Genomic DNA, 25,810 nt, shown 5'->3' on the forward strand with positions numbered 1-25,810 from the left:
CCCAAAATAATACTTCTAAATTGCCAGGGTTAAAAGCAAAACGAAATCAAAATTAACTAATTGATTTAAATCATAAAAGTAATTTAGCAATGTACTTAACCAGAAGTGAATTTTTAAGGAGTAAAAAAGCCTGCTGGGCCATTCGCCCAGGAACGATGCTGTACTACTGCTACGTTAACATACGAGAAAATGTACTGGGGAGGCAGAACTGACCGCTGTATGATGACATTTACCTATCCGCTGAGAATGTCGGTAACTACTAATATATGGATGATGGGGGATAATTCACCACGGATAATCCAGACACTTACAAGCCGTTGATAATAATTGCTTTAATATTCTGCCGGTGACATCTGATCGCCAGAACAATGCCGACTCTTACTGTTATAAAACATTTCGATGTAATCAAAAACATCACTGCGGGCTTCTTCCCGCGTTCCATAGATCTTTCTCTTTATCGTTCGCGTTTCAACAACTGGAAAAAGCTTTCTGCAACCGCATTATCGTGGTAGTTACCGCGACGGCTCATGCTGCCCTCCAGGCCGTGTGATTTCAGGAACGACTGCCACTCATGGCTTGTGTACTGACCGCCCTGGTCCGGGTGAACCAGCACCTGTTTTTGGGGATTACGCCGCCATATAGCCATCAGCAGTGCATTCAGGACAAAGTCCTTTGTCATCCGGGATTGCATGGACCAGCCGATAATTTTGCGTGAGAACATATCAATAACCACGGCCAGATACAGCCACCCTTCGTGGGTCCTGATGTAGGTTATGTCCGTTACCCAACGCTCATCCGGAGCATCCGGATTGAACTGCCGATTGAGCCTGTTGGGTGCCCCTATGCTGGCTTCACCTTTACGTGCCCGAGGGCTCCGGTACCCGACCTGAGCTTTTATTCCGGCACGCTTCATCAGCCGCCAGACCCGGTTTACTCCGCACTGTTGCCCGGTGTCACGCAGATCCTGATGGATCTTGCGATAACCATACACGCAGCCTGACTCAAGCCAGAACTGTTTGATTTGTCCCATCAGTCTCAGAGCTGTCTGATGACGTTGTGAATGCGGCTGCTGAAGCCAGGCGTAAAAGCCACCGGGATGAACATCCAGCACCCGACAGAGCAGGCGAACAGGCCAGCAACAGGTGTTGTCACGGATAGAGGCGTACCTCAGTCGGACAGCTTTGCGGAATACGCCGCGGCTGTTTTTAATATGCCCCGTTCGTCGTTAACCCGCTTCAGCTCTTTCTGGAGACGGCGGATCCCGGCCTGAGCATCTGACTGTTCTTTATTAGTCGATGAGTCCGGATCGTATTTCTTTATCCAGGCGTAAAGGCTGTGGGTGGTAATATCAAGACTTGTTGCAACGCTGGAAACAGAATGAACGCGATCAACAACCTGTCTGACTGCTTTAATTTTAAACTCTTCGGGGTAACGCTTACCGCTCATGGGCACCTCTCTTCAGGTCATCTTTAATGACTCTGAGGTGTCTGTTAAACCCGTGGCGATTCAGGATACATTTTGGGAAATGTGGTTACGGTTAGTTAGAAGCAGATAGCTAACTCTCCAGAGAACAAAAAAACAACACATTGGTTATTTACTCACCTTCACTCAGTAGATACACTATTTACAGGGATTTACAACGACATAAGGAAAACAGAACATGGCTATTCCCGGTAATATGTGGCTCTATGACGATGGCGGAGCACTAATTAAAGGTGGCTGTGATGTTGCAGACAGGGAGTTCAGTATAGAGTTTAAGGGGTTTCACCATAATCTCTCCATTCCCACTGATAATGCCACTGGCAAACCTACTGGCACTCGTCAGCATTCTCCAATGATCATCGTAAAAGAATTCGACTATTCCAGCCCATACCTATACAAAGCCGTTGCTACTGGTTAAAACCTGAAATCTGCTGAGATCAAATGGTACAAAATCAACGATGCTGGTCAGGAAGTGGAATACTTCAACATGCTACTTGAAGGAGTTCGGATCGTATCAATCTCCCCTACAATGGCTTCCCCAGAAGACAAGAACAACAACCATCTTGAATCTGTGGAGCTAAGGTATGAGAAAATCACCTGGAAGCATTGTGATGGAAACATAATTTTCACCGATGCCTGGAATGAACGGCAAACAGCCTGACAGGTGATTGAATGGATACGACAGAAAAATTAAACGGAACCTACTTCTACCACGGACAATTGAACCTGTCAGCAGGTGAACTATTTGATGTAATTTTCCTTGAGCAATTTTGTGATGAACCTGAGATTGGCATTGAGTCAGGTGCTGCTATCCTCGCTGGTCAACCCTGGTTAAAAACCAGAACGAAACCGGGAGAGGCAATCAAAGGGACAAGTGTTATTTCCAGATATGGGAGAATACTTTTACGAAATGCACGAACTCCTTTTGGTATCAGAGTTCCTACACCAGTTGGTGTAAGAATGCGAAAAACAAATAATCTTGCCGCAGTCATAGCACGATATGTTCCGTGGTTAGGATGGGTTGGTCTTGTGAATTCAATTTACCAGGTATCAAGGAAAACCCAGGCAAAATACAACCTAATAGCACGCCCTAAAGATCGTATACAATGGACATCCTTTTGATGGATACAATTCAGCAAGAGGTGTTAGCACTCTTCCGTGAAGAGATTCCCGGATATTTAGACAGCAATTGGAAAGAAATTCCTTTAGAACTTGACTCTGATTTATTTGAAGCTCCAGGCGATGACCTGCATGAAGCTTTAGATAAATTTGAAAAAAAATTTAATGTAGATTTATTACAGGTTAAATGGGCGTATTATTTCCCTTGGGAGAATACTCCACTGCTTACAAGATGGTTTAAATTAAAACGGAAAGATGTAGAACGAACTCGTAAACCTTTAACAATCAGAATGTTTTCCGAATCAGCGAAAGCAGGAAAGTGGCTTTATGACTGATATAAATACAACATATTAATAAGAGGTGGTAGTTATGGATTTCATCAATAAGTTAGGGCCATATGCAGAGTATTTTAATTTCTTTATTTAAAACCACTTAATCTGGGAGGTTTATTTTAATAGTTGCATTCTTTTTTTATTATAGTGAAATATCGAAAACCTCACATTTCAAATCAATTAAAAGCGAAGAAATACGTTATCTTCGCCTGCATTGCAATTATTGCTATATTATTAGCACTCATATTAAACTCCGTTAAGAACGTAGATAACTCGCAACATAAAAAAAGGAATTTTTAGAATTAAGCCATTAACTCACCAGATTTTATTATTAACCAAAATCCATATACAATCGGAACAAGGACAATCAAAACGACTTGCTCCTATAGTTTTTTGTTCCGTCATGTTAAATATTTATTTTTTGCTTTATTTACTAAAATTATCATTTCAGTTCCCACATTTAATATACGTGTTTTATAGAAGGAGACATACCCCCCTATATTTTCAGGAATACTATATTTTTAAAAAATTCAATTTACCTGTTAGCTTTAGCTTTTGAATTAAACCCTCGAAAATAATAATTTTAGTCGTGTGTCCACTATTCGCGGGTAGGATCAGTAAGCTCTGGCAGTTCCGTTACTATCGACCTCTGACAAAGCAGCGAACCAAACAGAGTTTGGGTGCCTACCCTGCCGTCTCACTTTCTGATGTGCGTAAACTCAGAGCGGAATCCCGAGCACTGCTGGCGAAAGATATTGATGCTCAGGAACATCAGAAAGAACAGGTGAGAAATTCTCAAGAGTACAAAACCAACACTTTCCTGTTAGTTGCGGAGCATTGGTGGAATGTCAAGAAAGCCAGCGTGACCGAAGACTACGCAGAGGATATCTGGCGCTCGCTTGAGAAAGATGTATTTCCGGCAATAGGTGATATCAGTGTTACTGAGATCAAGGCTCACACCTGGTTAAAGCAATTCAACCAGTTCAGGCCAGAGTCGCACCAGAAACTGTTCGCCACCTGAAGTGGCTTACTCCGATGCCCAGGAGAGCCAAAGGCTGAGTTTAAACGGTCAAATCCACACAAACGGTCATAAACAGTCACGTCACAGCAACGATCCCTATATAGTCTGTTAACCCTGTTTGTAATCGCCACCAGCCTGGAGAAGCAAAATACGTGAGGAACATCACTTTTACATGCAATTTATTGCACTACTTTGCATAAAATATTTCGACTATATCACTTAATAAAAGCCAGCCCTATTTACCCACGTGGACTCCTGCCCAGTCCACATTTTCCCGTGTTCGCTTCCAGTAATTTATAGTCATCGGAGGATAAGTATGTTGCCGATTGAAAGACAGCAAAGAATTATTAATGAACTTAATACAAATGGTCGTGTAATTGCTTCAGAACTGGTCACATTATGTCAGGTTTCACAGGAAACTATTCGCCGTGATTTAAACCAGCTGGAAAAACGCGGATTATTGCAACGCAGCCATGGCGGCGCCGTTCTGATAAAAAAACATAGCGCCAGCATTCAGGGAAATAGCAGAACGGCTAATGAAGACCATAACGAATTATCTTTTCGTCAGCGTATTAATGAGCACGTTGATGCCAAGATGATGATTGCCAAACGCGCGCTAGATTTTATCAGTCCCGGTGACTGTATTTTGCTGGATAGTAGTACTTCCTGCTGGTATCTGGCGCGACAACTGCCCGACATTGAATTAACGGTATTAACCAATTCTCTGCGCATCGTGCAGACGCTGGCGGCACGCGGCAGTATTCGTACTATCTGTCTGGGCGGTGAATATTCCGATCGGGATGAAGATTTTCACGGCGTGGTGGCTGAGCAGCCGCTGCGCGAATTTCAGATAAATAAAATATTTTTTTCCTGTAGCAGTCTGGGTAACGACGGATATTTGCGCGAAGGTAATGAAAATAATGCACATCTGAAGCAGCAGATGCTGCTGGCCGCTGAAAGAAAACATCTTTTAATGGATGGCAGTAAATTTCTGCGGCCCTCTTTTGCCCGTATATGCCATTACCGCGACGTCGATTTTCTTATTACTGACCAATTAAAAGATAAAGAACTGGAACAGGAACTGGCGTGGAATGGCGTTAACGTTATCGTTTGTTCTCAGCGTTTTCAGTCCATGCAGCTAATTAAAAACTAATCAGGAGTCTGTATGAAAAAGCATCTTATCGCCTGCTCTCTGCTTGCCCTCTTTGCCGCCACCGGTGCGCAAGCCGCTGACAAATTGCGTATGGGTATTGTGGTCAAAATTGGCGGTATTCCCTGGTTTAATGCCATGGAAGCAGGAATTAAAAGTGAAGCAGCGAAGCGCGGAATTGATGCGTGGATGGTAGGGCCCACCGCGGCTGATCCGGCACTACAGGTACGCGCCATCGAAGATTTGATTGCGCAGAAAGTCGATATCATCGGCGTTGTACCGAACGATCCAAAAGTGCTGGAGCCGGTATTGAAACGGGCGCGCAATGCCGGTATCGAAGTCATCACCCATGAGTCACCCGGCCAGCAGGGCGCCAACTGGGATTTCGAACTGGTCGATGCGGCTACGCATGGCATTAACCATATGAAAGCGCTGGCGAAGTGCATGAATGAAGAAGGCAAATACGCCATGTATGTTGGCAGCCTGACGGTGCCACTGCATCAACAGTGGACCGACGCTGCACTCAATTATCAGAAAGAGCACTACCCCAAAATGCAGCTGGTCATTGACAAATTTGGCGTCGGCGAATCGCTGGATGATTCCATTCGCACCACCAATGAGCTGATGTCCAAATATCCCGATCTGAAAGGGATCATGGCGTTTGGTTCACAGGGACCGATTGGCGCCGGGCGTGCGGTCATGAACCGTAAAAAAATCGACCAGGTGTGCGTGATTGGCTCATTCAGTCCGGGACAAGGTGCCTCCCTGGTGCAGCGTAACGCCATCAAAGGCGGCTACATCTGGAATCCGCAGACTGCGGGCGAAGTCTTTGTGCGTATCGCAGACATGATGCATAAGAAAGAGCCCATTACTGACGGCATAACGATTGAAGGGCTGGGCAAGGTAAAAGTGGATGAAGCCACGCACACCATTCTCGGTAACAACACAGAGAGCCTGGATAAAGAAAATCTGCCAAAACTGGTAAAAATGGGGCTCTGATATGCAAGAGGTCACTCCACAGACACTGATTGTGCTCGAGAATCTGTCGAAAACATTTGGTGGCAACCGCGCACTGAGCGATATCTCACTGACCTTACTGGCAGGCGAAGTGCACTGTCTCGCTGGTACCAACGGCTGCGGCAAGAGCACGCTGATCAAGGTTATCTCAGGGGTACACGCCCCGGACAGTGGCAGTTGCATCACACTGGGCGACGGCCTGCCGCAGCCACGCCTCACTACCCGACAGGCGCGTGACTTCGGTATCCAGGTGATTTATCAGGACCTGTCGCTGTTTCCCAATCTCAGTGTGGCAGAGAATATCGCCTTCGAGCATAACCTCAATGGCCTGCTGCGATGGCACCACAGCGCACGCCTGCGTGAAAGCGCGCACAGCATTGTTACCGAACTGAAGTTTGATCTCGATCTGGATGAGAAGGTCGCCGCGCTCTCTATTGCTCAGCGGCAGCAGGTGGCGATCTGCCGTGCGCTGGTCGCCGATGCACGACTGGTGATCATGGATGAGCCGACCGCCTCCCTGACCCGCACCGAGGTGAATCAACTGCTGCGAACCGTGCGCTACCTTAAAGATAAAAATATCTGCGTGGTATTTGTCAGCCACCGGTTGGATGAGGTGCTGGAGATCTCTGACCGCGTTACGGTGATTCGCGACGGACACAAAATGGGCTGCTGGCCCGCGCGCGAGATGACACCGCACCACCTGACAGAGCTGATGACCGGCCTGAAACTCGACTACCAGCTGAAAGCGCCGACGCGCAACGGCAATCGCGCCATTCTGGAGATAGAAAATTTAACCCGCGCCGGCCAGTATCACGACGTCAATTTTAAACTGTATGAAGGCGAGGTGCTCGGGCTGTGCGGCCTGCTCGGTTCCGGACGCACTGAACTGGCGCTGTCGCTGTTTGGCATGACACGTCCCGACAGCGGTAAAATCTGGCTCGACAGTAAGCCGGTGCGCTTTCGTGGTCATGAAGATGCGATCAAAGCGGGTATCGGCTACGTGTCGGAAGATCGTCTGACGCTGGGCCTGGTGCAGCAGCAGTCGGTGGCAGACAACATGGTGCTGCCCATCCTCGACAAGCTGCAAAACCGGTTTCACCTGATTGATGAATACCGTAAAAACAAGCTGATCCTGCAGTGGATTCAGCAGCTTGGCGTCCGCGTCGCCGATCCAAATCTCGCTATCTCCACGCTTTCCGGCGGTAATCAGCAGAAAATTGTGCTGGCGAAATGGGTGCTGACGCAGCCGCGCATTCTGATCCTCGACTCACCCACCGTCGGCGTAGATGTAGGTGCAAAAGCCAGTATTTACCAGTTGATCCACGAGCTGGCGAAAGAGGGGCTGTCGATCATTCTGATTTCCGATGAGGTGCCAGAGGTCTGGTACAACTGCGACCGCATTCTGCATTTCCGTAATGGCACGATCCATGCCGAGTATCAACCCGATAGCGTCGAGCAGCAGCAGCTGGCGGAGGTGATCAATGCCTGACTTTTCCCGTTTTCGTCCGCACTCCAGTCAGGGTTGGCTCGCCTGGGTGCTGCTGGCGTTCATTCTGTTTTTCTCGGTTGCCAGCGAGCAGTTTCTTACCATGCAGAATCTGCTGGATCTGGCGGAGAGCTACGCGGTCACCGGCATCTTTGCGCTAGGTCTGTTTGTCGTGCTGGTTACCGGCGGTATCGATATCTCCTTCGCGGCAGTCGCCTCAGTGGTGCAGTACCTGCTCGCATCACTGTTTGTACAGTACCAGTTCGATAATGCACTGCTCAGCATTTTGCTGGCAGTGGTGTGCGGCACGTTGTTCGGGGTGATAAACGCGTTACTGATCACCACGCTGCGGGTGGTCTCCATCATCATCACCATTAGCATGCAGTCGCTGCTGTTCGGGCTACTGATGTGGGTCACCGGTGGTCGTAGCCTCTACTCACTGCCGGAGTGGTGGATCACGCTGCGCAATGTACTGCCGTTCAGCTGGCAGGGGGAGAGCTTTCAGGTCGGCCTGCCGCTGGCCACTATGCTGCTGATTGCCGCCATTACTGCCTTACTGCTGAACAAAACCAACCTCGGACGCCAGCTCTATGCCGTGGGGGGTGATGCGGAGTCTGCGCGCCGTATTGGTATCCGCGTCGGCCTGATCCACGTTTTCGCCTACGGCTGGCTGGGCGCAATGGCGGCGATTGGCGGGCTGGTGCAAGTCTATCGTATGGGAGAAGTCGTTCCCAATGCGCTGGTTGGCGGCGAACTTGATGTGCTGGCGGCTACGGTGCTGGGCGGAGCCAGTCTGATGGGTGGCAAAGGCACAGTCAGCGGCACGCTGATGGGCGTTTTCCTGATCGCCATTCTGAAGAACGGCCTCAACCTGGTGGGGGTATCGAATTACTTCATGAACATCGTGGTAGGCGGCACCATCATGATTGCGATCGCCGTGACGCACTACAAAAAACGCAAAGAAACTGATGTCAGTTTCGTGTGACAGAGGGCACTGATGATGAAATCACTGACTGCACTGCGCCCAGACGGCACCAACATCGGCCTGATGCTGCTTATCGCGCTGGCGCTTGCCACCTTTACGCTGATGTTACCGGGTCGCTTCCTGACCGACTCAACCTTTATGAGTATGGCGTTTCAGCTGCCGGAACTGGGTTTACTCACGCTGGCGATGTTTATCGCCATTCTCAGCGGCGGCCTGAACCTTGCCATTATCGCTACCGCTAACCTCACGGCACTGTTTGTCGCCTGGACGCTGATGAGCGCGCTGCCCGCCAATGCCGGCATGGCGTTGCAGCTGCTCTGGCTGTTTATCGCCATCATTGGTGCCATGCTGATCGCCGCCGCGATCGGTGTGGTGACGGGTCTGATGGTGACGCGAATCGGCGCACACCCGATTCTGGTAACGCTGGCAACGATGATGACGCTAAACGGCGTCGGAATCTGGCTGACCAAAGGTGCCGCCATTAGCGGTATGCCGCCGGTGGTGCAGGCACTGGGTGCGGACACGTTGCTCGGTATGCCGCTGCCGCTCTGGGTGTTCCTGATTGCCGCCGCGCTGCTGGCGCTGTTTCTCGGTAAAACCCGCGCCGGTAAATGTATCTACATGGGCGGCAGCAACATCAACGCTACCTGGTTCAGCGGCATCAATACCCATCGCATGGTGATGCTGGTTTACGTGATCTCCAGCCTGCTCTGCGTCCTGGCGGGCCTGATTATGATGGCGCGCTTTAACTCCGCGCGCATGGGCTACGGCGACGCCTATCTGCTGCTGACGGTGCTGGCGATTATTCTTGGCGGCACGGATCCCAACGGCGGCTTCGGACGCGTCACGGGCGTGGTGCTGGCACTGATTGCGCTACAGGTGCTTTCCACCGGTTTCAATCTAATGAACATCAGCCAGCACGTCAGTCTGGCGATGTGGGGGGCAGTGCTGATTGTGGTACTCGCTTTTAAACAATTCAAAACCCGATTCAACGAACACCGTGCAGTAAAGCTCAGCAAGCTGGCCGCGGTGCTTAATCCTCTGACTGAAAAGAAGGAAGTATGATGCGTACTCAAATCTCCCCGTCACTGATGTGTATGAACCTGATGGAGATCAAGCACCAGCTGCAGGTTCTCGACTCGCGCGCTGACTTTCTTCACGTGGATATCATGGATGGTCACTACGTAAAAAACATTACGCTCTCCCCCTTCTTTATTGAGCAGATCCGTCCTTATACCCGTGTGGCGATCGACGTGCATTTGATGGTGGAAGAGCCGACTGATTTTATCGAGGCGGTCGCAAAAGCAGGGGCTGACTTTATCTGTCCGCACGCTGAGACCATTAACCGAGATGCATTTCGCGTCATTAACCTGATCCGTAGCTTCGGGAAAAAAGTGGGCGTGGTGCTGAATCCTGCCACGCCGGTTTCCTACATTCAGCATTATATTCATCTGCTCGATAAGATCACCGTGATGACGGTGGATCCTGGCTACGCCGGCCAGCCCTTTATTCCGGAGATGGTTGAAAAGGTACGCGAGCTGAAAGCGCTGAAGCAACAGCACAGCTATCACTATCTGATTGAGATTGACGGCTCCTGCAATACCCGCACCTATAACCCGCTGATCGGCGCAGGCGCCGAAGTGCTGATTGTCGGCACCTCCGGCCTGTTTAACATCCATGACGATTTAGCCACCGCGTGGGAGATGATGCGCGACAGCATTGATGAGGCCCAGGGGCTGGCGCAGGTGTCCGCATGAGATCACGCTGGCTTGGTATCGATATTGGCGGCACCGGTACCCGACTGCAGCTGATGGAAGAGGGAGGCGTCTGGAGCAGCTTTCGCAAGGTGCCTACCGCCAGCTGGGCGCAGCAGCCCGACGCGCTGCTGGCGCTTGGCCAGCTCATTGATGAGACGCTGGAGCAGCAGCCGGTCAGCGGCATTATGCTGGGTCTGCCGGGTATCCTCAGCCGCGACAGAAAGCAGGTGCTCTCGCTGCCCTTTATTCAGGCGCTGGATCATCAGCCAGTGGCGGCACGCCTGGCAGCTCAACTCAGTATGCCAGTGGCGATGGACAAAGATGTTAACCATCTTATGTTGTGGGATCTGCTGCAGCTGGAGCAGCTGCCGGATAACGCAGTGGGCCTCTACCCCGGCACCGGGATGGGCAACAGTCTGTGGCTGAATGGCCGCTTTTATCACGGCGAGCACGGCGGCGCGGGCGAACTGGGGCATGTGCCGGTAGCGGGGAACGATCTCCCCTGCCCGTGCGGCAACCACGGCTGTGCGGAAACGCTGACGTCGGGTCACTGGCTGAGCCACTGGGCGGCACTGAACGCCGCCGACACGCCCATCTCAGCGCTGTTTACCCGCCATGGCGAACAACCGGATTTGCAGGCGTTTGTGCGGCGGCTGGCTCAGCTGATCGCCACCGAGATGAATATTCTCGATCCGGAGTATCTGATCCTCGGCGGCGGCGTGCTGGCGATGGCTGATTTTCCGCTGGCGCTGCTGCGCAACCAGATTCAACAGCATTTGCGGCCACCGGTCACGCGCGAAAATCTGAAGATTATATTCAGCCACTCAACCGACTATACGGGCTGTCGCGGTGCCTGTCTCGCCGCTGAACGCCGGTTCAGGAGCCTATGATGAAAGGAAAAGTGTGTGTTTTCGGTTCCTTTAATCTCGATATTGTTGCAGTCATGCGTCGCTTTCCGCTGCCGGGAGAGTCGCTGACGGCGCACCACAGTATGATGGGTGCGGGAGGTAAAGGTGCAAATCAGGCCACGGCGGCACTGCGTGCCGGTGCGCGGGTGCACTACATCGGTAAAGTGGGCAATGACGATTTTGGCCTCTTTGCGCGACGTCATCTGGAGAAAACCGGCTTTGACGCGATTACGCTGTTTACCTGTAAAGAGAAGCCCACCGGTAACGCGCTGATTTACGTAGCAGGCGACGACGCCGAAAATATGATTTCAGTCTATCCGGGTGCCAATACCACCGTGACCGCCGCTGAGGTTACGCGCTGCCAGCCCACGGTAGCCGCAGCAGATATTCTGCTGGTACAACTGGAGAATAACCTCAACGCTATTCAGCGCATGATTGATAGCGCCCGCGCCAGCGGCACGTTTGTGATCCTCAATCCGGCACCGTGGCAGAAAATCAACGATGCGCTGCTGGCAAAAATTGATCTGCTGACGCCGAACAGCACCGAAGCGACTCAACTCAGTGGCGTAACGGTAACGGATTTTGCCAGCGCGCGCCGTGCCGCCGAGGTGTTGCATCGTAAGGGTGCGCGACAGGTAATCATTACGCTAGGCATTGCCGGCGCCCTGCTATCAACGCCCTCGCAACAGCAGCGCATTCCGCTATTTCCGGCACAGCCGCGCGACACCACCGGCGCCGGCGACGCGTTCAATGGCGCGCTCGCCGCCAGGCTCGCTTCCGGCGACGATCTGCCGCAGGCGGCGCGGTTCGCTGCGGCATTTGCCTCACTCTGCGTTGAACGCGCTGGTGCCGCCGATTCGATGCCCTCTTATGCCGAGGCTTTAGCGCGACTGCAGGCTCATCCGGAGTGTATAGTGGAACAGATTGAGAACGTATCCGCATAATTCATCGCGCTATTCTGCTCTACAGAATTTCAATTCTGGAACCAGACTAATTCGCGTATGACTTTAAGTAAGGTCGCTTACCGGGCTTTTGTTACTGATGAATTCAACAATGCCCGCTATAGCTATCCCTTTACAGCCCCAACCCAAACACGAAATAATACCCCGGCTATCTGCGCCACCAAGCGCAGGCAGCACCTGAACGGAACCTCAACTTAGCGGACTCTTTATGAATAACGATATTCCCCTCAAGTACTATGACGTCGCAGATGAGTATGCGACCGAATCCGCTAAGCCGGTGAGCGACGCAGAACGCACACCGCTGGCGCACTATTTCCAGTTACTGATCACCCGTCTGATGAACAATGAAGAGATCAGTGAAGAATCGCAGCAGCAGATGGCCACTGAAGCGGGCATCGATGCAGAGCGTATCGATGAGATTGCGACCTTCCTGAACCAATGGGGTAACGAGTAACCTTACCCGAACGCGCCGGGCAGGCGGCAGGTTACGATGGTGACCTCACCTGCCCGGATCATGCGACCGGCATCATCATCTGCAGCGCTTATCCGCGTACTGTCCAGACCAGGCCAACGTCCCTTCTCTTTGCAACTGCGTGGTGAACTTTTTTCACAACGCCTGACCCGCGATTATCCCGGCACCGTTTAGCGCTTCACCGGCTTGCTCTCTTACAGACCAAAATTTATCATCCACACTTATATAGTCTGCGCAGGCATTGTGCTTTACACTGCGCGCTGTAAAAAACTGAGTAGATAAACGATTAAACAGGCGGTAATGGCGATGAACGGAACAATCACAACCTGGTTCAAAGATAAGGGTTTTGGTTTTATCAAAGATGAAAACGGTGAGAACCGCTATTTTCATGTGATTAAGGTCGCCAACCCTGATCTGATCAAGAAAGACGCTGCCGTCACCTTTGAACCCACCACCAACAACAAAGGTCTGTCGGCCTATGCGGTGAAAGTGGTGCCGGAAAGCAAATACATCTTTATCGCCGGTGAACGCATCAAGATCACCGCGATCAAATCTTACCTGGTCTACAGCGAAGAAGTGCCGGTCGACACCCGCATCGATAAAGAGAATCCGGTGCTGTCGGTGGGCGTGCTGTTAAGCAACATCCGACCGAAATCAGACGTGAAGCCCGGTGAAATGCGTTCGCTGAAGAAGCTGGCAATCACCACCTTCCAGGGTTCGACCTTAATCTTCACCGAAGATGAGATCGACATCGAAAGCACGGTGAAACTGCTCAAAGGTCTGAAGTAACCCGGTGACGCTGGTCGAAATCCTGCCATTCAGCCGCAGGATTTCGTCATAGCCTTTTCTTCAGGGTACTCTGTTGCTCGTTCCGCTAATCCTGATTCTGATTAAAAAGCGATAGCGTCAGGATTGCCCGCCGACGGTAAAGCGTTTTACCGATTGTCATCAATCAGCCCGTCAAATTGCCTGACTCCGCTTAAACTCGCCTAATGCTGGCCGGTCAATAAAGGATCACCTTCCTAAAACCTTTTTCCAGGGTAGAATTAGTCACTTCCTTCAGACGTTGCCAATTTTTTTCTATTATCGCCGTTGGTGTTATTGATACGAAAAGGGGCTGAAATAAGGTATAAAGCCGCATGAAAATCCCAAACAGAATCCAACCTCTGGTCGATGATGGCCTGATTGACGACGTACTCCAGCGACTGAAAAGTGGCAAGGAAGCTGACGTCTACACTGTGTTATGCGGTGACAAGATCCAGTGCGCCAAAGTCTATAAAGAGGCAACCCAGCGTAGCTTCAAGCAGGCAGTGCAGTATCAGGAAGGACGTAAAACCCGTAACACCCGTAACGCGCGTGCGATGCAGAAAGGTACTAAATTCGGCCGCAAGCAGCAGGAAGAGTCGTGGCAGACGGCAGAAGTGGATGCGCTGTTCCGCCTCGCCAACGCCGGTGTCCGCGTGCCGCAGCCTTATCTGTGCATTGACGGTGTGTTACTGATGGAGCTGGTGACCGATGCGGACGGCGCAGTTGCGCCACGCCTGAGTGATGTCACGCTCTCCGAAGAACAGGCGATCGCGGACTTCAACACCATGATCCGCAATATCGTGCGCATGCTCTGTGCCGGTATCGTGCACGGCGATTTGTCAGAATTTAACGTGCTGCTTGATGCCGACGGTCCAGTGATTATCGATCTGCCACAGGCGGTCGATGCCGCGGCGAACAACCATGCCGAATCGATGTTCGGGCGTGACGTTAACAATATCACCGCCTACTACGGTCAGTTCGCCCCACAGCTGTTGCAGACGCGCTATGCCAAAGAGATCTGGCTGCTGTATGAAGACGGCAAATTAACCCCTGAAACGCCGCTCACCGGTCTGTTCGTTGAAGAAGAGCACAACGTAGATATGGATTCGCTGCTGGATGAGATCATTACCGCAGAAGATGAATACTACGAACGCCAGCGCGCCAGCCGGGAACGCGACGAGCAGTAAACGCTGAAAGCGGCGTGAATCAACAGTAAAGGCGGCCTTCTGAGCCGCCTTTTTGATTGCTGCAGGCCGCGAGTCTTCCCGCGGCTGCTGTTTAGCGCAGAATTACCGTCAGCATGATCAGCACAACACCGAGGGTCATTACGCCGACGAACACCTTATCGATCCGGCCATTTTTCATCATCGCCTCCTCAGAACCACTGGCCGAAACGGCGGATATACCAACGCTTCATCCCCTGCGCCACCAGGCAGTAGCTGAACAGCGTCAGCAGCAGCCACGGGAAGTACTGCCATGGCAGCGGCACCAGTCCGACCATCGCGCCCAGCGGCGAGAACGGAATCAGAATGCCCAGCACCATTACCGTCAGGGTGGTCAGCATCACCGGTAAGGTGGCGCGACTCTGGATGAACGGAATCTTCTGGGTCCGCAGCATGTGCACCACCAGCGTCTGCGACAGCAGACCTTCAATAAACCAGCCTGACTGGAACAGCGACTGCACCTCAGCGTGGTTGGCACTGAAGATGAACCACATCAGCGCAAAGGTGGTGACGTCAAAAATCGACGAGGTTGGCCCCATCCATAACATAAAGCGTTTAATGTTGCCGGCATCCCATTTGCGTGGCTTACGCAGAAAATCCCGGTCTACTTTGTCCCACGGCAGTGCCAGCTGGGAGACGTCATACATCAGGTTCTGAATCAGCAGATGAATCGACAGCATCGGCAGAAACGGAATAAAGGCGCTGGCGATCAGCAGCGAGAACACGTTGCCAAAGTTTGAGCTGGCGGTCATGTTGAGATACTTGATGATATTGCCAAAGGTCTCCCGTCCTTTCAGCACGCCCTCACCCAGCACCTGCAGATCTTTCTCCAGCAGAATAATATCGGACGAGGCTTTCGCCACATCCGCCGCGCTATCAACAGAAATTCCGGTGTCGGCCGCCCGCAGCGCCGGCGCATCGTTGATACCATCGCCAAGGAAACCCACAGTATGGCCATTGTGTTGCAGCAGGCGCACCACGCGTGATTTCTGCTGCGGCGTCAGCTGAGCAAACAGGGTACAACGCTCCGCTTCCTGCGCCAGCTGCGCATCATCCATCGCCTCAATCTGGTCGCCGGTCAGCATCGCCGGATCGCTCAGCCCGACATCCTGACAGACGCGCCGGGTCACCAGCGGGTTATCGCCGGTCAGCACTTTAACCGCTACCCCGCTGTCGCGCAGTGCCTGAATCGCCTTGCCGGCACTGGCTTTTGGTGGATCGCGGAAGGTCAGCAGCCCTTCCAGCGTCAGCTCATGCTCGTCACTGCTGCTGAGCGGCGCGTGCAAATCACCTTCGCGCGTCGCCACCAGCAATACCCGATAGCCCTGCTGATGGTAGCGTTCGGTCAGCGCCAGCAGTTCCGCCCGCTGCCGCTCATCCAGCGCAACCACCGTCTCACCCTGACGAATCGCGCTGCTCACCGCCAGCATCTCCTTCACCGCGCCTTTGCAAATCAGCAGCGAGCGATGGCGCGCCAGATCTTCAACCAGCACCGAGACCCGGCGGCGGGTGAAGTCGAACGGCAGCTCATCAATCAGATGAAACTGGCTGCGCCGGGTCTGCGAGATCACTTTGTCGCCCGCCATCAGCACCGCCCGATCCATCAGGTTTTTCGCGCCGCTCTGGCTGCCGCTGTTTAACCAGCCCAGCAACAGCACCTGCCCATCTTCCTCTCCCATCGGGTTGAGGTGATGCGCCAGCAGGATGGTGTCCTGGGTCAGTGTGCCGGTTTTGTCGGTGCACAGCACATCCATCGCGCCGAGGTTCTGAATGGCGTTCAGCCGTTTAACGATCACTTTGCGTCGCGCCATCGCAATCGCGCCTTTGGCCAGGTTGGCGCTGACAATCATCGGCAGCATTTCCGGGGTTAAGCCGACCGCCACCGCCAGTGCAAACAGCGTGGCATCCATCCAGTCGCCTTTACTGAAGCCGTTAAGCAGCAGCACCACCGGCACCATCACCAGCATAAAACGAATCAGCAGCCGGCTGACGCTGTTAACCCCGCGATCAAAGGCGGTCTGCGGCCGGCTGCCCACCAGCGAGGCGGCCAGCGATCCAAACCAGCTGTCGCCGCCCGTCGCCACTACCACTGCGCTCGCCGTGCCGCTGGCGACGCTGGTGCCCATCAGGCAGATGTTATTGAGCGCCAGCAGCTCCTAGGCAGATTTACCGTGCGGATCGACGGTGATATTGCCGCTCTGTTTCTCCACCGGCAGGGATTCCCCGGTCAGCACCGCTTCGCTGATAAACAGGTTACGAGAACTCAGCAGCCGGACATCGGCAGGCACCTGATCGCCGGTGCTCAGCAGAATGACATCGCCCGGCACCAGTTCGCGCATATCAATGTCGTGACGCTGTGCAGTTTCACTGGCGCTATCACGCCGCAGCACTGTGACCTGGCTGCGCACCAGTGACTTCAGCGCCTGCGCCGCACGATTGGTGCGAAACTCCTGCCAGAAGCGCAGCAGTCCGCTCAGCAGCACCATGGTGGAAATGATGATCACCCCCGAAAGATCGGTTTCCTCACCGGCGCGCAGCGGCAGCAGATAGTCGGTAAACAGGCTAACCAGCGCCAGCACCAGTAATACGTAGATAAACGGATTGTTGAAGGCCATCAGCAGCTGAATCAGCGCCGGAGGGGCTTTTTCATGCGCCACCTCATTCGGGCCGAACTGTGTCAGACGGGCTGCGGCTTCTGCGTGAGTCAGTCCGTCACGGTCGCTGCGCAGGTTGGCCAGCGTAACCTCGACTGGCTGGACCGCTTCACCGGCGATAGCAAAAAGTTTTTTGTTTTTCCTGGTTGTGCGCTGATCGTCAGATTTGATCACAACCTGTTCCAGTTTCATGTCGCTCATTTCGACATCTCCCTGATTTAAAGCAATAGTTATCCTGCACACTCAATAAGGTATGCGGAGAAGACCTGGCGTTGCCGGGTTATTTAATTAGGTGACCTTCGGGGATCGTCCATATATCCCTCCTGTATTCAGAAATAAGGGCGTGCAGAATTTCGCGCGACGCGAAATTAGCGCAGCGTAATAGGTGTCAGAAAGCAGAGATCGGGCGCAGCCTGGGCTACGCCAGTCGGGGTGGAGGGAAAAGGGCTAAGATAAACAGCAGCATAACGCGCACTCATTCAGCTAACAGGATAATAAATAAGGAGCGCAACCGTCACTAACAGAGGGGATTGCTGCCCGCCGGTTGGCAAGCAGCGAAAAGAATTCAGCTTGCCAGAATAAAGATAAATCGAGGGTGACTGTCCAACTGAATTCTCCTGAAATAATTTGTCGCTATTATAATCAGCGCAGGGTCGTGGTAAAAGCGTAAATAATCGCAATTACCGTTTCGTTGATGTTCCGTTTCTGCACCGCCGGAAATAACGCAACAAATACGTTACCTTCTTATAACCACAACCTTTGCCTTATACCTTTTTGGCATATGATTAGCCCATATTCGACTATTCTTCGCACCAGCCCTTTCGTAAACTCGCGTAACTTTTTTAAGGCAAGGAAATTTCATGAAAACTATAATTCCATCACTGCTGGCGCTGACGCTGGCTGCCGCCTTCTCTGCTCAGGCTGCGACGCCCAAAGATACACTGGTGATTGCGCAGTCTACCGACGATGCCGATAGCTTCGATCCGGCCAAAGGGTTTGAACTCACCAGCGTGCAGGCCTTTACCAATATTTATCAACGCCTGGTCCAGTCTGACCCGCAGAATCCGGTCGACCTGAAACCGACGCTGGCCACCTCATGGCAGCCCGGCAGCGACAACCGCAGCCTGACCTTTGAACTGCGTAAAGACGCTAAATTCTCCAGCGGCAACCCACTGCGTCCGGAAGATGTGATCTTCTCGCTGGGCCGGGTGGTGAAACTGAACCTCGATCCCTCTTTCATCCTGACGCAGCTCGGCTGGAACAAAGATAACGTTGATGGCTTTCTGAAGAAGGTCGATGACAATCACGTGCAGATCAGCTGGACCGCCGACGTCAGCCCGACCTACGTACTGAGCCTGCTTTCAGCCCCGGTTTCGTCGATCGTCGACGAGAAAACCGCGATGGCGAATCAGAAAAATGGCGATTTCGGTAACGGCTGGCTGGCAACCCATTCAGCCGGCAGCGGCCCGTATCAGATCCGTAAAGTGGTGATGCATCAGGTGGTGCTGCTGAGCGCCAACCCAACCTCGCCGGCCGGTGCGCCAAAAATGAAGAACATCCTGATCAAGAACGTGCCAGAACCGGCCGCGCGTCGTCTGCTGCTGGAACAGGGTGATGCCGATATCGCCCGCAACCTCGGAGCCGATCAGATCGCGGCGCTGAACGGCAAACCAGGCGTGAAGACCGAAGCGATTCCGATGGCCTCGCTCTACTACATCCAGTTCAACATCGGTGCCAACGAGACGATGAAGAACCCGGCGTTCTGGGAAGCGGCGCGTTACCTGTGGGATTACAAAGGCATCGCCAATGAGCTGCTGAAAGGCCAGTTCGACGTGCACCAGAGCTTCCTGCCGAAAGGCTTCCTCGGTGCGATCAACGACACGCCTTACAGCTACGATCCTGAGAAAGCCAAAGCGATTCTGAAAAAAGCCGGCCTGACCAACGTCAGCTTTAAGCTCTCCACCAGCAATCAGCCGCCTTATCTCGACATCGCGCAGGCGCTGCAGGGCAGCTTTGCCAAAGGTGGCGTGAAGGTCGAGGTGGTTCCGGGCCTGAGCTCCGAAGTCTCAACCAACGTCAAAGCGCATAAGTATGAAGCCACGCTGAACGCCTGGGGTTCGGACTATTTTGATCCCAACACCAACGCCGCCTCGTTTGCCTATAACCCGGAAGATGGCAGCAAAACCATCGCCTTCCGTTCCGACTGGCGCATTCCGGAGCTGAACAAGCAGGTGGTGGCGGCGACGGCGGAAAGCGATCCGAAAAAACGTGTCGCCCTGTATGAAGCGATGCAGCGCGAAGTCATGAAAAACTCCCCTTACGTGATTGGTATGCAGGCGAAGAACCTGATCGCCCTGCGTGACAACCTGAAAGGCTATGTCCAGGGCATCAACCCTGACATGGTGTACTACTCGCAGGTCACCAAGTAATGGCACAGTCTGTTGCTACAGCCGGGTTCGCCCGGCTTTTTTGGCAGCGTGGCGGGCGGCTGATCGGCAGCATCCTGTCGCTGCTGGTCACCCTGCTTGGCCTGCTCGCCTTCACCTTTATGCTGTCGCATCTGTCGCCGATTGATCCGGTGCAGCAGATCGCCGGCGATCACGCCAGTGAAGCGACTTATGCCCAGGTGCGCCACGATCTCGGACTGGATCAGCCGGTGCTGGTGCAGTTCTGGCGCTATATTGCGCATCTGGCGCAGGGCGATCTTGGCGTGTCGCGGCTGACCAATCAGTCAGTCAGCAGCGATCTGATGACCACCTTCCCCGCCACCATTGAGCTGGCAACCTGCGCGATGATTTTCGCCGTGGTATTTGGCGTCACGCTGGCGCTGCTGGCGGCGTGGAAACCGGGCAGCTGGATCGATAATCTGGCCCGCTTCATCTCCCTGCTCGGCTATTCGGTGCCGGTGTTCTGGCTCGGCCTGCTGGGTCTGCTGCTGTTTTATGCAGTGCTGCACTGGTCTGCCGGACCGGGACGACTGGACGATATCTGGGTCTACACCCTTGAGCCGAAAACCGGCTTCGTGCTGATCGACAGCTGGCTGTCGGGTGAACCGGAGATGTTCCGCAACGCTATCGCTCACCTCTGGCTGCCGGTGGTGATCCTCGGGCTGCTGGCAATGGCCGGAATTACCCGTCTGCTGCGGGCCGCGCTGCTGGAAGAGAGCAGCAAAGAGTATGTGGTACTGGCACGGGCCAAAGGCGCCGGTCGGGTCCGCATCCTGCTGCGCCACATTTTCCCGAACGTGCTGGGCACGCTGGTGACGGTGATCGCCCTCTCCTACGCCACGCTGCTGGAAGGCTCGGTGCTGACAGAAACCGTCTTCGCCTGGCCGGGTGTCGGCCGCTATATGACCAATGCCCTGTTCTCCGGCGATGTGCCGGCGATTCTCGGCTCCACCCTGTTGATCGGCAGCTGCTTTATCCTGATCAACACCCTGGCGGATGTTTTAACCTGGTTAACCGACCCGAGAACCCGATGACGCAACAACTTTCTGAACTCGAAACGCTGCGGCCACGCCGTCGCCGTCAACGCGTTACCTCGTTAACCGTTGGGCTGACGCTGGTCGCCATCCTGATCCTGATGGCGCTGCTGGCACCGCTGATTGCGCCGTTCGATCCTAATCTGCAAACCATGTCGAGCCGGCTGCTGGCGCCGTCGGCGCAGCACTGGTTCGGCACCGACGGCTTTGGTCGCGATCTGCTGTCGCGGGTGATTTACGGCGCGCGTCCGACCCTGCTGCTGGTGTCGCTGATTCTGGTGCTGACCATTCCGGCCGGCCTGCTGATCGGCATTACCGCCGGTTACGTCGGCGGCTGGACTGAGCGCCTGCTGATGCGGATTACCGATATCTTCCTGTCGCTGCCCAATCTGGTGATTGCGCTGGCGCTGGTGGCGATTCTCGGTCCTGGCCTGATGAACGGCGCACTGGCGCTGGCGCTGACCAGCTGGCCGCCGTTTGCCCGCCAGGCGCGTGCCGAAACGCTGGCGCTGCGCCGTAGCGATTACCTTGCCGCCGCGCGGATGCAGGGTATCACCGGCTTTCGTCTGATGTTCGGCCATATCCTGCCGCTCTGTCTGCCGACCGCAGTAGTGCGTGCGGCACTGAGCCTCGGCGGCATCATTCTGGCCGCTGCCGGTCTCGGTTTCCTCGGCATGGGCGTACAACCGCCAACCGCCGAATGGGGATCGATGGTGGCCGAAGGCAGTAAAGTCATTTTCGATCAATGGTGGGTCGCCGCTGCTCCGGGCGCTGCCATTCTGTTTGCCAGCCTGGCCTTTAACCTGACAGGCGATGGCCTGCGCGACCGACTGGATACCCGTCATGCCAGATAATCTGCTGCACGCCCAAGGGCTGACCATCCGTAGCGATGATGCGCTGCTGGTCGACAATATTGGTTTCTCCATTGGCCGCGAGCGCGTGGCGCTGGTGGGTGAATCCGGCTCAGGAAAATCATTGACCGCCCGCAGCCTGATGGGGCTGCTGTCCCCCGCTCTGCATCTACAGGCTACGCAGCTGCAGGTGGCGGGCGAGGATGCGCTGACGCTGACGGAGCGCCGCTGGAGCCAGCTGCGCGGTAACCGGGTGGCGATGGTGATGCAGGACCCGAAATATGCGCTTAACCCGACGCGTACCATTGGCTGGCAGGTTGAAGAGCCGCTGATTCTGCACCGTCGCCTGAGCCGCGCCGAGCGCAAAGAGAAGGTCTGCGAGATGCTGGACGCGGTCGGCCTGCCCGATCCACGTCGCCTGATGCAGCACTATCCTCATCAGCTCTCTGGCGGCATGGGCCAGCGCGTGATGCTGGCGATCGCCCTGATTACCGATCCTGATTTCCTGATCGCCGATGAACCGACCTCAGCACTCGATCATGCAATGCGCGATCAGGTGCTGGCGCTGATTCGCGGTCTGGTCGAAGCGCGTAATATGGGGCTGCTGCTGATCAGTCACGATTTGCAGCAGGTGTCGGAACACTGTGAGCGGGTGATGGTGATGTACAAAGGCCGTCTGCTCGATACCCTGCCCGCCGCCGAACTGCCGCGGGCGACCCATCCTTATACCCGCACGCTGTGGGCCTGCCGTCCGGGTAAAGCGACCCACGGCCAGCAGCTGCCGGTGCTGGATCGTGCGGCGCTGGAGGCACACCATGATTAAGTTGCAGGATCTCAGCGTCGCCCACAAGCAGGGTTACGAGCTGCGCACCGTGGTTCACGAGGTCAACCTTGAGGTTAATGCCGGGGAATGTTTTGGTCTGGTGGGGCCCTCTGGCTGCGGGAAGTCGTCGCTGCTGTGGGTGCTGGCCGGTCTGAATCCCCACTGGCAGGGCCGGATGCAATTAGCCGGTCATCAGGTGGAGCCGGGCAAAGCCTTTACCGGCGCGCTGCGTCAGGAAGTGCAGATGGTGTTTCAGGACCCTTATGCCTCACTGCATCCCCGTCACCGGCTGCGCCGGACGCTGGCCGAGCCGCTGAAGCTGATTAAACGTGACAACATCAACGATCGCATCGACCAGGGCTTTCGCCACGTCGGGCTCGATCCGGCGCTGGCCGATCGCTATCCGCACCAGCTTTCCGGCGGTCAGCGCCAGCGCGTGGCGATTGTGCGAGCCCTGCTGTTGCAGCCGAAGATCCTGTTGCTGGATGAACCCACCTCGGCGCTGGATATGTCGGTACAGGCGGAGATCCTCAATCTGCTCAACGATCTGAAGCGTCAGGATGGCTTAACCATGGTGCTGGTCAGCCACGATCCTGACGTTATCGATCACATGTGCGATCGGGCGGTACGGATGGCGCAGGGTCGGATCATCGAACAGATCGGTGCCTGAAAGCGGCCGGACGGTGCTCACCTGCCGTCCGGCACTTAGTGCTCCAGCGCCTGCCGCGTTTCACTGCGGATCGACTCGGTAATCTCCGCCTTGAGCGCCATAAAGGCCGGCGAGGTTTTCAGGGTGTAATCACGCTCAATGCCGAAGTTAACCGCCACCTCCTGTTTAATCCGCCCCGGCCGCGCACTGAAGATCGCCACTTTGTTGGCCATGAAAATCGCCTCATCAATATCGTGAGTCACGAACAGCACCGTTTTGCGTGACTGCTGCCAGACCGACAGTAACAGCTCCTGCATCATCACCCGCGTCTGGTTATCCAGCGCGCCAAACGGCTCATCCATCAGCAGCACTTTCGGATCGTTGGCTAACGCCCGGGCGATGGCGGTGCGCTGCTGCATACCGCCGGAGAGCTGGCGCGGATAGTGACGGGCGAAGCCGTGCAGCCCCACCTGATGCAGATAGTAGTCACAGCGCTGCCGCTGCTGTGCGGTACTGATGCCGCGTTCCCGCAGGCCGAAGCAGACGTTCTCTTCCACCGTCAGCCACGGAAACAGGGTGTAGCTCTGGAAGACCATGCCACGATCTGCGCCGGGCCCGTCGACCGGCGCGCCATCCAGCCAGATCTCACCGCGCGTCGGGCTGTCCAGTCCGGCGATAATCCGCAGCAGGGTCGATTTGCCGCAGCCGGACGGCCCCAGAATGGTGACGAAGTCGTTCTCCTCCACCCGCCAGGAGATCGGTTGCAGCGCCTGGGTTTGCTCACCCTGCGGCCCGGGAAACCAGCGTTCGACGCCACGTACGTTAAGTTTGCTCTGTTTCATGCCGGGTAACTCCATGCAAACAGCCGACGATTGACCCGCTTAAACAGGTAATCGGACAGCAGCCCAATCAGGCCGATGACGATAATGCCAAAGATGATCTGTCCGGTATTCAGCAGCGCCTGACTGTCGACGATCATATGGCCGATGCCGCTTTCCGATCCGATCAACTCCGCGACGATCACATAGGTCCAGGCCCAGCCCAGTACCAGACGCAACAGTTCCGCAATGCCGGGTGCCGCGCCGGGGATCAACACCCGCCGCACTATCGATCGGTTGCTGCAGCCCAGCGTATAGGCGGCTTCCACCAGATCGCGCCGGGCACTGCTGACCGTTACCGCCACCATCAGGACGATCTGGAAAAATGATCCGATAAAGATCACCAGGATTTTCTGCATCTCGCCAATGCCTGCCCAGAGGATCAGCAGCGGCACAAAGGCGGACGCCGGCAGATAACGACAAAACGAAACGAAAGGCTCAAGAAACGCTTCCCAGGTTTTGAATGCGCCCATCATGATGCCAAGCGGCACCGCGATTACCGCCGCCAGTACAAACCCCGACAGCACCCGCATCACCGTCATGCCGATATCCAGCGCAAAATTGTACTCGGTGAACAGCGTCACGCCCTGTTGCAACATGGTGATCGGATCGGCGAGAAAGGTGGGCGACACCATGCCGCCCAGCGTCACCAGCGCCCAGACCGCGACAAACAGCACAAAAAAACCGATGCCGAGGCCGATACGCAGCCGCACAGCGACCGGTTTTAGCGGCACCATTAAGGGATTGTGCCAGCGCTTCGGTGCGTCCGGCAGCGTGTCCGGCGGCGTGGCTGGCTGAGGTTTACTGATCTCCATCGGCGATCTCCGGTTACTGGACAAAGCTGGCATCGTAGAGGCTGTTGATATCCGGCATGGTTTTAATTACGCCGGCGCGCAGCAGCAGTTTGCCCGCTTCATCACTGAAGCTCTGAATGCCGCCGTTGAAGAATGCCCGGTTCTCTTCACGTCCCTGCCAGCGCAGATAACTCGCAGATTCGGCGAACGCTTTGCCGCTCGATTTCACCGCCGCGCCCATAATTTGGTACGATTTTTCCGGCTGCTGCTTGATCATCTCCAGCGCATCGAAGTAGCTCTCAACCAGCGCTTTTGCCGCCTGCGGATGGGCTTTCAGGAAGGCCGGCGTGCAGCCCAACGTGTCCATCACCATCGGATAGTCGAGAGTGGTGGCGATAATTTTCCCGGCCGCTGGCTGTTTGCGGATGGTGGAGAGATAGGGTTCATAGCTCATGGCGGCGTCGTTTCGCCCGGCGGTAAATGCCTGTGCGGCGGCCTGCGGCGACAGGGTGGCCAGCCGGACATCTTTCATCGTCATGCCATTTTTATCGAGTATCCACGCCAGCGCGAAATAAGGTGAGGTGCCGGGTGCGTCAACGCCCACCACTTTGCCCCGGAGATCGCTGATGCTGTTGATTCCGCCGCGCACCGCCAGACCATCAGCACCGTAGGATTTGTCGAGCTGGACAATCTGCTTGATCGGCACACCGGCCGCGTTCCACGAGATGTAGGTTTCCACCGTGGTGGCGGCACACTGAATGGTGCCGGATGCCACGGCCAGGTGACGGCTGCTTTGCGGGATCATTTTGACCTCCGCCGCCAGACCATGCTTTTTAAAGATGCCCGCTTTGTCCGCCAGCGTCAGCGGTGCAAACCCGGTCCAGCCCGAAATGCCGATGGCGACCGGGGTTTCTTCCGCCTGCGCCATCATCGTGCTGCCGATCGCTACCGATAACGCC

The 25,810-nt window shown here is 54.7% G+C and carries 22 protein-coding genes and 4 pseudogenes; 20 read left to right on the top strand and 6 right to left on the bottom strand.

Annotated features, from left to right (window positions below; all coding sequences use genetic code 11):
• Nucleotides 1-332 precede the first annotated feature (332 nt).
• Nucleotides 333-1,446 (bottom strand): annotated as a pseudogene (locus tag AC6I8D_RS15140) (IS3 family transposase).
• Nucleotides 1,447-1,660: 214 nt separating this feature from the next.
• On the opposite strand from AC6I8D_RS15140, the pseudogene AC6I8D_RS15145 reads away from it, so the two are divergent.
• The 15 genes and pseudogenes from AC6I8D_RS15145 to AC6I8D_RS15215 all read left to right on the top strand — a co-directional run bounded on the left by AC6I8D_RS15145 (nt 1,661) and on the right by AC6I8D_RS15215 (nt 14,685).
• Nucleotides 1,661-2,143, top strand: a pseudogene (locus AC6I8D_RS15145) (Hcp family type VI secretion system effector).
• An 11-nt stretch (nt 2,144-2,154) separates the two neighbouring features.
• Nucleotides 2,155-2,604, top strand: a complete 450-nt coding sequence (locus AC6I8D_RS15150) for an STM2901 family protein (RefSeq protein ID WP_312055176.1) — start codon at nt 2,155-2,157, stop codon at nt 2,602-2,604.
• Nucleotides 2,589-2,936, top strand: a complete 348-nt coding sequence (locus AC6I8D_RS15155; RefSeq protein ID WP_497820419.1) for a DUF1493 family protein — start codon at nt 2,589-2,591, stop codon at nt 2,934-2,936. Before AC6I8D_RS15150 ends, AC6I8D_RS15155 begins: the two co-directional genes overlap by 16 nt.
• 613 nt (nt 2,937-3,549) lie before the next feature.
• Nucleotides 3,550-3,953 (top strand): annotated as a pseudogene (locus tag AC6I8D_RS15160) (phage integrase central domain-containing protein); the annotation flags it as partial.
• Nucleotides 3,954-4,270: 317 nt separating this feature from the next.
• On the top strand, nt 4,271-5,107 hold the full coding sequence (locus tag AC6I8D_RS15165) for a DeoR/GlpR family DNA-binding transcription regulator (RefSeq protein ID WP_497820420.1): 837 nt from the start codon (nt 4,271-4,273) through the stop codon (nt 5,105-5,107).
• A gap of 12 nt (nt 5,108-5,119) precedes the next feature.
• Nucleotides 5,120-6,103 (top strand): substrate-binding domain-containing protein, encoded by a 984-nt coding sequence (locus AC6I8D_RS15170; protein WP_031376610.1) that lies wholly within the window; start codon nt 5,120-5,122, stop codon nt 6,101-6,103.
• A gap of 1 nt (nt 6,104) precedes the next feature.
• A complete protein-coding gene (locus tag AC6I8D_RS15175) occupies nt 6,105-7,610 on the top strand; it encodes a sugar ABC transporter ATP-binding protein (RefSeq protein WP_316554653.1) in 1,506 nt (501 codons plus the stop codon).
• On the top strand, nt 7,603-8,592 hold the full coding sequence (locus AC6I8D_RS15180) for an ABC transporter permease (RefSeq protein WP_094106392.1): 990 nt from the start codon (nt 7,603-7,605) through the stop codon (nt 8,590-8,592). The genes AC6I8D_RS15175 and AC6I8D_RS15180 overlap by 8 nt, the downstream gene beginning before the upstream one ends.
• Before the next feature lie 15 nt (nt 8,593-8,607).
• Entirely contained in the window at nt 8,608-9,657 is a 1,050-nt protein-coding gene (locus AC6I8D_RS15185) for an ABC transporter permease (RefSeq protein ID WP_031376607.1), read from the top strand.
• Entirely contained in the window at nt 9,657-10,349 is a 693-nt protein-coding gene (alsE, locus tag AC6I8D_RS15190; RefSeq protein WP_031376606.1) for a D-allulose 6-phosphate 3-epimerase, read from the top strand. Before AC6I8D_RS15185 ends, alsE begins: the two co-directional genes overlap by 1 nt.
• Nucleotides 10,346-11,239 carry an allose kinase gene (gene alsK, locus AC6I8D_RS15195; RefSeq protein WP_497820421.1) on the top strand — a complete coding sequence of 298 codons (894 nt, stop codon included), beginning with the start codon at nt 10,346-10,348 and terminating at the stop codon, nt 11,237-11,239. Before alsE ends, alsK begins: the two co-directional genes overlap by 4 nt.
• The gene (locus AC6I8D_RS15200) at nt 11,239-12,201 is read left to right on the top strand and encodes a ribokinase (RefSeq protein ID WP_312055205.1); all 963 of its coding nucleotides are present in this window, start codon (nt 11,239-11,241) and stop codon (nt 12,199-12,201) included. Before alsK ends, AC6I8D_RS15200 begins: the two co-directional genes overlap by 1 nt.
• Before the next feature lie 226 nt (nt 12,202-12,427).
• Complete coding sequence (locus tag AC6I8D_RS15205) at nt 12,428-12,673, top strand: YmjA family protein (protein ID WP_497820422.1); 246 nt, start codon at nt 12,428-12,430, stop codon at nt 12,671-12,673.
• A 318-nt stretch (nt 12,674-12,991) separates the two neighbouring features.
• Nucleotides 12,992-13,480 (top strand): cold-shock protein, encoded by a 489-nt coding sequence (locus tag AC6I8D_RS15210; RefSeq protein WP_031378050.1) that lies wholly within the window; start codon nt 12,992-12,994, stop codon nt 13,478-13,480.
• 350 nt (nt 13,481-13,830) lie between these two features.
• A complete protein-coding gene (locus tag AC6I8D_RS15215) occupies nt 13,831-14,685 on the top strand; it encodes a PA4780 family RIO1-like protein kinase (RefSeq protein WP_312055181.1) in 855 nt (284 codons plus the stop codon).
• A 91-nt stretch (nt 14,686-14,776) separates the two neighbouring features.
• Here AC6I8D_RS15215 and mgtU read toward each other — a convergent pair whose 3' ends face one another.
• Both mgtU and mgtA read right to left on the bottom strand, forming a co-directional pair.
• Nucleotides 14,777-14,866, bottom strand: a complete 90-nt coding sequence (mgtU, locus tag AC6I8D_RS15220; protein ID WP_312055182.1) for a magnesium transporter protection protein MgtU — start codon at nt 14,864-14,866, stop codon at nt 14,777-14,779.
• 7 nt (nt 14,867-14,873) lie between these two features.
• A pseudogene (gene mgtA, locus AC6I8D_RS15225) lies at nt 14,874-17,576 on the bottom strand (magnesium-translocating P-type ATPase).
• Nucleotides 17,577-18,235: 659 nt separating this feature from the next.
• Here mgtA and AC6I8D_RS15230 point away from each other — a divergent pair.
• Genes AC6I8D_RS15230 through AC6I8D_RS15250 form a run of 5 tightly spaced genes read left to right on the top strand, consistent with a single transcriptional unit; the run spans nt 18,236 to nt 23,200 of the window.
• Nucleotides 18,236-19,804: an ABC transporter substrate-binding protein gene (locus AC6I8D_RS15230; RefSeq protein ID WP_497820423.1), complete on the top strand. Its 1,569-nt coding sequence runs from the start codon at nt 18,236-18,238 to the stop codon at nt 19,802-19,804.
• Nucleotides 19,804-20,856, top strand: a complete 1,053-nt coding sequence (locus AC6I8D_RS15235) for an ABC transporter permease (protein ID WP_312055185.1) — start codon at nt 19,804-19,806, stop codon at nt 20,854-20,856. Before AC6I8D_RS15230 ends, AC6I8D_RS15235 begins: the two co-directional genes overlap by 1 nt.
• Entirely contained in the window at nt 20,853-21,710 is an 858-nt protein-coding gene (locus tag AC6I8D_RS15240) for an ABC transporter permease (RefSeq protein WP_094119797.1), read from the top strand. The genes AC6I8D_RS15235 and AC6I8D_RS15240 overlap by 4 nt, the downstream gene beginning before the upstream one ends.
• Nucleotides 21,700-22,530: an ABC transporter ATP-binding protein gene (locus AC6I8D_RS15245; protein WP_312759101.1), complete on the top strand. Its 831-nt coding sequence runs from the start codon at nt 21,700-21,702 to the stop codon at nt 22,528-22,530. Before AC6I8D_RS15240 ends, AC6I8D_RS15245 begins: the two co-directional genes overlap by 11 nt.
• The gene (locus tag AC6I8D_RS15250; RefSeq protein WP_312055187.1) at nt 22,523-23,200 is read left to right on the top strand and encodes an ABC transporter ATP-binding protein; all 678 of its coding nucleotides are present in this window, start codon (nt 22,523-22,525) and stop codon (nt 23,198-23,200) included. The genes AC6I8D_RS15245 and AC6I8D_RS15250 overlap by 8 nt, the downstream gene beginning before the upstream one ends.
• Before the next feature lie 35 nt (nt 23,201-23,235).
• Here AC6I8D_RS15250 and AC6I8D_RS15255 read toward each other — a convergent pair whose 3' ends face one another.
• Genes AC6I8D_RS15255 through AC6I8D_RS15265 form a run of 3 tightly spaced genes read right to left on the bottom strand, consistent with a single transcriptional unit; the run spans nt 23,236 to nt 25,782 of the window.
• Nucleotides 23,236-24,021: an ABC transporter ATP-binding protein gene (locus AC6I8D_RS15255; protein WP_497820424.1), complete on the bottom strand. Its 786-nt coding sequence runs from the start codon at nt 24,019-24,021 to the stop codon at nt 23,236-23,238.
• The gene (locus tag AC6I8D_RS15260; protein ID WP_497820425.1) at nt 24,018-24,872 is read right to left on the bottom strand and encodes an ABC transporter permease; all 855 of its coding nucleotides are present in this window, start codon (nt 24,870-24,872) and stop codon (nt 24,018-24,020) included. The genes AC6I8D_RS15255 and AC6I8D_RS15260 overlap by 4 nt, the downstream gene beginning before the upstream one ends.
• A gap of 13 nt (nt 24,873-24,885) precedes the next feature.
• On the bottom strand, nt 24,886-25,782 hold the full coding sequence (locus AC6I8D_RS15265; protein WP_497820691.1) for an ABC transporter substrate-binding protein: 897 nt from the start codon (nt 25,780-25,782) through the stop codon (nt 24,886-24,888).
• Between the last annotated feature and the right edge of the window lie 28 nt (nt 25,783-25,810).

The sequence above is a fragment of the Pantoea sp. X-Soil-MYKO-1785 genome (assembly GCF_059730675.1).

Bases quoted from the DNA above. Each gene is read 5' to 3' on its own strand.
- AC6I8D_RS15205 (WP_497820422.1), top strand. From the start codon at position 12,428: ATGAATAACGATATTCCCCTCAAGTACTATGACGTCGCAGATGAGTAT.
- AC6I8D_RS15235 (WP_312055185.1), top strand. From the start codon at position 19,804: ATGGCACAGTCTGTTGCTACAGCCGGGTTCGCCCGGCTTTTTTGGCAG.
- mgtU (WP_312055182.1), bottom strand. From the start codon at position 14,866: ATGATGAAAAATGGCCGGATCGATAAGGTGTTCGTCGGCGTAATGACC.
- AC6I8D_RS15175 (WP_316554653.1), top strand. From the start codon at position 6,105: ATGCAAGAGGTCACTCCACAGACACTGATTGTGCTCGAGAATCTGTCG.
- AC6I8D_RS15170 (WP_031376610.1), top strand. From the start codon at position 5,120: ATGAAAAAGCATCTTATCGCCTGCTCTCTGCTTGCCCTCTTTGCCGCC.
- alsK (WP_497820421.1), top strand. From the start codon at position 10,346: ATGAGATCACGCTGGCTTGGTATCGATATTGGCGGCACCGGTACCCGA.
- AC6I8D_RS15250 (WP_312055187.1), top strand. From the start codon at position 22,523: ATGATTAAGTTGCAGGATCTCAGCGTCGCCCACAAGCAGGGTTACGAG.
- AC6I8D_RS15155 (WP_497820419.1), top strand. From the start codon at position 2,589: ATGGACATCCTTTTGATGGATACAATTCAGCAAGAGGTGTTAGCACTC.
- AC6I8D_RS15185 (WP_031376607.1), top strand. From the start codon at position 8,608: ATGAAATCACTGACTGCACTGCGCCCAGACGGCACCAACATCGGCCTG.
- alsE (WP_031376606.1), top strand. From the start codon at position 9,657: ATGCGTACTCAAATCTCCCCGTCACTGATGTGTATGAACCTGATGGAG.
- AC6I8D_RS15255 (WP_497820424.1), bottom strand. From the start codon at position 24,021: ATGAAACAGAGCAAACTTAACGTACGTGGCGTCGAACGCTGGTTTCCC.
- AC6I8D_RS15150 (WP_312055176.1), top strand. From the start codon at position 2,155: ATGGATACGACAGAAAAATTAAACGGAACCTACTTCTACCACGGACAA.
- AC6I8D_RS15260 (WP_497820425.1), bottom strand. From the start codon at position 24,872: ATGGAGATCAGTAAACCTCAGCCAGCCACGCCGCCGGACACGCTGCCG.
- AC6I8D_RS15165 (WP_497820420.1), top strand. From the start codon at position 4,271: ATGTTGCCGATTGAAAGACAGCAAAGAATTATTAATGAACTTAATACA.
- AC6I8D_RS15240 (WP_094119797.1), top strand. From the start codon at position 20,853: ATGACGCAACAACTTTCTGAACTCGAAACGCTGCGGCCACGCCGTCGC.
- AC6I8D_RS15230 (WP_497820423.1), top strand. From the start codon at position 18,236: ATGAAAACTATAATTCCATCACTGCTGGCGCTGACGCTGGCTGCCGCC.
- AC6I8D_RS15210 (WP_031378050.1), top strand. From the start codon at position 12,992: ATGGCGATGAACGGAACAATCACAACCTGGTTCAAAGATAAGGGTTTT.
- AC6I8D_RS15180 (WP_094106392.1), top strand. From the start codon at position 7,603: ATGCCTGACTTTTCCCGTTTTCGTCCGCACTCCAGTCAGGGTTGGCTC.
- AC6I8D_RS15215 (WP_312055181.1), top strand. From the start codon at position 13,831: ATGAAAATCCCAAACAGAATCCAACCTCTGGTCGATGATGGCCTGATT.
- AC6I8D_RS15200 (WP_312055205.1), top strand. From the start codon at position 11,239: ATGAAAGGAAAAGTGTGTGTTTTCGGTTCCTTTAATCTCGATATTGTT.
- AC6I8D_RS15265 (WP_497820691.1), bottom strand. From the start codon at position 25,782: ATGATGGCGCAGGCGGAAGAAACCCCGGTCGCCATCGGCATTTCGGGC.
- AC6I8D_RS15245 (WP_312759101.1), top strand. From the start codon at position 21,700: ATGCCAGATAATCTGCTGCACGCCCAAGGGCTGACCATCCGTAGCGAT.